5 protein-coding genes are annotated in these 6082 nt (G+C 60.9%); 3 read left to right on the top strand and 2 right to left on the bottom strand.

Annotated elements, in window-relative coordinates; genetic code table 11:
* Positions 1 to 142: transposase (locus MUW49_RS12830; RefSeq protein WP_210537842.1), on the top strand; the 142-nt coding region annotated here is incomplete at its 5' end.
* A 49-nt stretch (positions 143 to 191) separates the two neighbouring features.
* On the opposite strand, the gene MUW49_RS12825 is transcribed toward MUW49_RS12830, so the two are convergent.
* Positions 192 to 680 carry a hypothetical protein gene (locus MUW49_RS12825; protein ID WP_244812862.1) on the bottom strand — a complete coding sequence of 163 codons (489 nt, stop codon included), beginning with the start codon at positions 678 to 680 and terminating at the stop codon, positions 192 to 194.
* Positions 680 to 3736, bottom strand: a complete 3057-nt coding sequence (locus MUW49_RS12820) for an FAD-binding and (Fe-S)-binding domain-containing protein (RefSeq protein WP_244812861.1) — start codon at positions 3734 to 3736, stop codon at positions 680 to 682. Before MUW49_RS12820 ends, MUW49_RS12825 begins: the two co-directional genes overlap by 1 nt.
* A gap of 169 nt (positions 3737 to 3905) precedes the next feature.
* Here MUW49_RS12820 and MUW49_RS12815 point away from each other — a divergent pair, with 169 nt between their 5' ends.
* Together MUW49_RS12815 and MUW49_RS12810 are read left to right on the top strand one after the other, a co-directional pair.
* Positions 3906 to 4832 carry a cation diffusion facilitator family transporter gene (locus MUW49_RS12815; RefSeq protein ID WP_010675108.1) on the top strand — a complete coding sequence of 309 codons (927 nt, stop codon included), beginning with the start codon at positions 3906 to 3908 and terminating at the stop codon, positions 4830 to 4832.
* Between the two features lie 357 nt (positions 4833 to 5189).
* Positions 5190 to 5717: a hypothetical protein gene (locus tag MUW49_RS12810; protein ID WP_041201638.1), complete on the top strand. Its 528-nt coding sequence runs from the start codon at positions 5190 to 5192 to the stop codon at positions 5715 to 5717.
* Positions 5718 to 6082: the final 365 nt, after the last annotated feature.

The raw sequence follows: 6082 nt of genomic DNA, 5'->3' as shown, positions 1-6082 counted from the left end.
TGCAAACTACCCGATGCACACGAGTGTGCTGGAAGGGGTGAACAACAAGATCAAAGTGATAAAGCGTATGGCATATGGATTTAGGGACTCAGAATACTTTTTTCTGAAAATCAAGGCGGCCTTCCCCGGAAAGCCGCGATGAACCAAAAAAAAGATGCCCACGCCGGGGCATCTTGCATCGAGATTGACCCTCACCAGGGATAGGTCACCCCTGGCCACTCGGCCCAAGGGCCGTCCCGCCCCGGCAGACGCGGCTCGGACCAGCGCCATACCTTGCCGAGCCAGGCGCGCAGTTCGGCTTCGAGTTCGCTGTCCATGAGCGGCGCCTCGGCCACCTTCCAGAAGAAGAGCTCCACCTGCACCTCCGGCAGCACCGACGGATAGAGGTAAACCCCGCCCCAGAAGCGGGGCTCCCTGTCCGGGCTCCAGAGGCCATAGGCAAAGGAGCGCTTGGCCAGGAACTCGGAACGTTGCCACTCCAGATCGGCCTCGTGTTGACTCAGGCTAAAATGGGCGGAGGGCCACACATCGTCCGGGCGAAACAGCTGATGGAGCTGATCCCGCTCGCGCAGGATGGCGACAAACTCCACCACGGCCTGGGACGGCGTGGTGGGGAGCAACAGAAAATGCGGGTGCCGATAGGCCTTTGGCACCCGGAATCCCTTGGGAAAGTGGAGCATCAGAGCAGTTCCAGCAGGGCCTGCAGCGGGTGCTTGAGCTTCTCCCCCTCCATCCGCTTGACCTGGCTGCGGCACGAATATCCGGTGGCCAGGCAGCGAGCCTTGGGCAGGCGTTCAAGAGGCTCGGCCCAGCTCAGGCCATAGATCCCCTTGGAGTTCTCCACCTGCTTGGCGTCGTGACCATAGGTGCCCGCCATGCCGCAGCAACCCACCGACACCGGCTGCAAACGTGCACCGAAGCGACCAAACAGGGTGCTCCAGTCACCGTGGGTGGTGGGCTTGGCGGTCTTCTCGGTGCAGTGGGCAAACAGATACCAGGGGTCGGCGGCAGCCTCTTCCCGCAGCGGCAGCGCCTCGGCAGGCAGGGAGAGCAGCCACTCCTGGGGCAGCAGCACCTGGAAATCGCCGCGGGCGGGGCCGAGCGCCTTCACGTACTCGTCCCGGTAGCAGAGCACCAGAGAGGGGTCGACCCCCACCATGGGGATGCCGAGGGCCGCCACCTTGTTGAGGAACTGGGCGCTGCTGGCAGCAGTGCGGGCGAAGGCGCGCAGGAATCCCTTCACGTGCTGAGGCTTGCCGTTGGGTTTGAACGGCAGCAGGTAGGGCTGATAGCCCAGCTTGCTGGCCAGCTTCACTAGGTCACGCACCACGGGGGCGTCGTAGTAGCTGGTGAAGGGATCCTGCACGATGAGCACCACTTTTTGGCGCTGCTCGGGGCTCATGGCCTCGAGGCCCGGCAGATCGAAATAGCGGGCGCGGTGATCCCGCAGCTCCTCGGCCAGGGTCGGCACGGAGAGCAGCGGCACATCCACCATGCCGATGCTCTTCTCGGTCGCCTTCTGGGCCCACTCTTTTTCGAGGAAGAAGTTGACCAGCTTGGGGGCCTTGGCCAGCAGGGGCGCATAGCTTTCTACCGTGCCCACGAAATAATCCTTGGGGCCGCGCAGATATCGGCTGTGATAGAGCTGCATGAAGCGGGCGCGGAAGGTGGGCACATCCACCTTGATGGGGCACTGGCTGGTGCATGCCTTGCACGCAAGGCACCCCTCCATCGCCTCCATCACCTCATGGGAGAAGTCATACTCGCCCCGGGCGCGGGCCACCGTATTGCGGAACTTGTCGACGATCTGCTTGAAGCGTAGACCCCCGCTTTGCAGCGCCACCTCTTCGGCAAGGGGATCGAAGCCCTGCTCCGACAACTGGCGCAGCCATTCACGCATCAGGCCAGCCCGCCCCTTGGGGGAGTGACGGCGGTCGCGGCTGATCTTGACCGAGGGGCACATGGGGGAGTCGGTCTCGAAGGTGAAACACAGACCGTTGCCGTTGCAATCCAGCGCCCGTGTATAGCTCTCGCGCACGGCAATCGGGATCTGGCGGTCGAACTTGCCGCGCTTGGGCCCGTCCACCGAGACAAGCGAAGCGCCGCTGCCATAAGGCATGCAGATCTTGCCCGGGTTGATGCGGTTGGCCGGGTCGAACGCCCCCTTGACCCGTTGCAGCTCTTCCCACAGCTCGCCGAAGAAGGCGGGGCTGTATTCGGAGCGAAAGCCCTTGCCGTGCTCCCCCCACATCAGGCCGCCGTATTTGGCGGTGAGCGCCACCACCTGATCGGAGATGCGCCGCAGCAGCACCTCCTGCTCGGGATCGCACAAGTCCAGCGCCGGGCGCACGTGCAGCACCCCGGCATCGACGTGGCCGAACATGCCGTAGTCAAGGCCGTGAGCGTCCAGCAGGGCGCGAAACTCCATGATGAAGTCCGCCAGGGATTCCGGCGGCACGGCGGTGTCTTCGGTGAAGGCCACCGGCTTCTTGCGCCCCTCGGCGTTGCCGAGCAGCCCCACCGACTTCTTGCGCATGCCATAGATGGTCTCGATGCTCGGCAGGTGGTCGCACACCTGATAGCCAATGACCCCGGCTTCACCACGCGCCAGCAGGCCGTCGATGCGCCGGCACAGCTCCGCCACCTTGGCCTTGTGCGCATCCTCGTCGGTGTCGGCAAACTCGACGATGTTGAGCCCCTGCAGATCCTTGCCGGGCACATCCTGGATGAGATCCTTCACCGAGTGCCAGATGATGTCGGCGCGAGCCAGTCCCAGCACCCGGGAGTCCACCGTCTCCACCGACAGGGCGTGGGCCTGTACCATAAAGGGGGCGTTTCTGAGCGCGGAGGGGAAGCTGTCGTACTTGACGTTGACGAGCGTGCGGTAGCGCGGGATGGGGGTGATGTTGAGCCTGGCTTCGGTGATAAAACCCAAGGAGCCTTCCGAGCCGCACAGCACCCGGCTCACATCCAGAGTGTCGGTATCGGGCTGATAGAGGTGCTTGAGATCGTAACCGGTCAGAAAGCGGTTGAGCTTGGGGAAGGTGGCCTCGATGTCGGCGCGCCGCTCGCGGCCGATGCGATAGAGGGTGCGATAGATCTCCCCCTCCCGGTTCTCGAGGGCCAGCTTGTCCGCCAGACGCTGACCGGTCACCGGCTCGGTCGCCATGAGATCGCCGTTTTCCAGCACGGCCTTGAGGCCGAGCACATGATCCGAGGTCTTGCCGTACACCAGCGACCCCTGCCCCGAGGCATCGGTGTTGACCATGCCTCCCAGGGTGGCCCGGTTGGAGGTGGAGAGATCCGGCGAGAAGAAGTAGCCGTGGGGCTTCAAATAGGCGTTGAGCTGGTCTTTGACCACCCCGGCCTGGGCCCGCACCCAGCCCTCTTCCAGATTAATTTCCATGATCTGGTTCATATGGCGCGAGAGATCGACGATAATGCCGCCGCCCAAGGATTGGCCATTGGTGCCGGTACCGCCGCCGCGAGGGAAGAAACTCAAGGTTGCGTACTCGGGCCCCTGGGCCAGCTTGAGCATCACCGCTATGTCATCCGCGCTGCGCGGATAGAGAACCGCCTGAGGTACGACCTGATAGACGCTGTTATCCGTCGCCATCGCCAACCGGCTTGCATAAGACTTTTCGATATCACCACGAAATGCTGATCGCGCCAGCAACTCAAGAAACTGCAGGGTTGTAGGTGACAAACTGTCCTGGTAATCGAGTCTCGGGATCATGAATCCTTGTTCCCATCCTTTGCTTGATGCCGGCATTCCGGCGACAACGACCGTTCGGGCCTGCCTCTTTGCGGGTGTCCGAACCAGTCCGCTCACATGTGAGCGGGCAGTATATCAGCTAGAAAACCGCTTGCGCGCGCAATCTTCACCATTTGAAAGGAGGACTTTTATGGCTCACTACAGCCATGTTATCAGTACGCTTATTCGCACCGAAAAACAGGCGCTGACCCTGTCGCTGTTTGGTTGCATCACCTTTGCCATTTTCGGGATCGGCTATGGTCTGTTCGTCGGTTCCAACGCCATCATGCTGGACGGCATCTTCACCCTGTTCAGCATGGGCATGACGGGCCTTGGGCTCATCACCGCCTACCTGGTTACCCGCCCCTCCGACGCCCGTTTCCAATACGGCTACGCCCATTTCGAACCCATCGCCAACGTCATCAACGGCGCCATCATTCTGCTGCTCTGCCTCGGTGCCCTCTATGGCGGCATCACCTCCCTGCTGGCGGGCGGACGGGAGATCGATCTCGGCCACGCCCTCATCTATGCCGTCGTCTCCACCTTCTTCTGCAGCATCCTCTATCTCATCGAGGCCGACGTGGCCGAGCGGGTCAACTCCGAGCTGGTGCGGGTGGACTCCAAGGAGTGGCTGGTGGATACCCTGCTCAGCGCCACCCTGCTCATCGGCTTTCTGGTCGCCATCGGGCTCGATACCCTGGGTTACGGCCACTACAACCGCTACATAGACCCCATGCTGGTCTCCCTGCTGGCCCTGTGCGCCACCCTCATTCCCATCAAGGTGCTCGGTCGCAACCTGCGGGAGGTGCTGAAGATCGCCCCCAAGGGAGAGGTCAAGCAGCGAGTCGAACACGAGATCGAGGCCCTGCGCCAGCGCCATGGCATCGAATGCTACAGCCACCTGGCGAAAAGCGGCCGCCGCTTCGATCTCGAGCTCAACATCCTGGTGGCCCCCGGCCAGGAGTGGCCCGTCGAGCGCCAGGATGCCCTGCGCCAGGAGCTCTGGTCCCGCCTCGGCGACACCCTGGGAGACGCCTGGCTGTCGGTCTGCTTCACCCGCGAGAAACGCTGGCTCTGATCCGGCGCTCGTCATTGCGCTGCAACGCGGGGCCCAGTCGCCCCGCGTCATGACTCCCGGCGCAACCGCCGCCAAGTTCCCTCCTCTGTCGAGGCCCCATCCTGCTTACCCCCTCACTCCTCGCGCCTTCCCCCTGTCCCGTTCAACCCGTCAGGAGAAAACGTTTACCACCCCTTCCGGATCAATATTCACTTTCATCCCAGGGAAAAATAATAAAAATTCGTTGCTAAAATAAAGTACCGCCGCTATTTATTCCGATCAGGGATGAAGGCTATTTCCTGCCTGGCAATGGAATTGTTGTTAACCGGAAAAATAAAATAATAAATCTCGTATCATTAAACAGTTGAGGTAATGTCCATGAAGAAAGTACTGATCGCTGCCATAACCCTGGCCATGGCGGGTGCGGCGAGCGCCGCCATTCCCCAGTTGAATTATGAGTGCCCGGGTCAAATCCAGATGCACAGCGATGAAGGTGGCCCCGTCTATATCAATGGCAAGGAGGCCAAACTCAAGAAGTACAGCGAGGAGTTCTACGAGGCCAAGGGCGCCGGCGTCACCCTCTCCATCAGCAACACCGGGGGCCAGTACGATGTCTCCTACACCAGCAAGAAAGGCTCGGGTACCTGCCAGCCAGGCTCCTCTGCGGCCCCTGCTGCAGCCACTGCCTCAGCCCCTGCCCACAAGGGCAGCCTCGCCGAGAAAGCCTGCCTGCAAGCGGTCTCCGCCAAGACCAAGGTGGCCCAGAGCAAGTTGCAGGTGACCGATGTGATGGACTCCGAGGCAGGGGTGGGCGTGACCATCAAGGTGCCGGGTGCCGATGCCCCCTGGTCCTGTCTAAGCGACAAGAAGGGGCATGTTCAGGGCGCGGCCTATACCGGCAATTGACCTGACGACCAGGGTTAAGGAAGGTGCGAATAAGCGGGGAAATTCTTCTCGGCTGACTCAGTCATTTCATTTTTTCAGTTTGAGCCGATTTTTTCTCCCGTAAATGCCTTGGGAAAGTGCGAACAAGTATCCCACGAACAAAAAATGAAAATTTTAGTCATTTAATATCAATGGGTTACCAGTAAATGCTCTCGTGCCATATGACTTATTCGCACCTTCCCTTGAATCAGCCTATTTAGACCGTTTCTTCGCCATTTAAGGCGTTATTCCCAGTTTTTAGTGAGATCTCTCCCACTGACGTATCATTTGGTCCGCCCGAAACAGGTTGGCCAGCGTGAATAACATCGCCAGTTGGTTATCGTTTT

It is taken from the genome of Aeromonas sp. LsrichE-8G (genome assembly GCF_022869435.1).
Classification (GTDB): domain Bacteria; phylum Pseudomonadota; class Gammaproteobacteria; order Enterobacterales; family Aeromonadaceae; genus Aeromonas; species Aeromonas caviae.
This window is presented reverse-complemented; position numbering and strand designations above follow the sequence as displayed.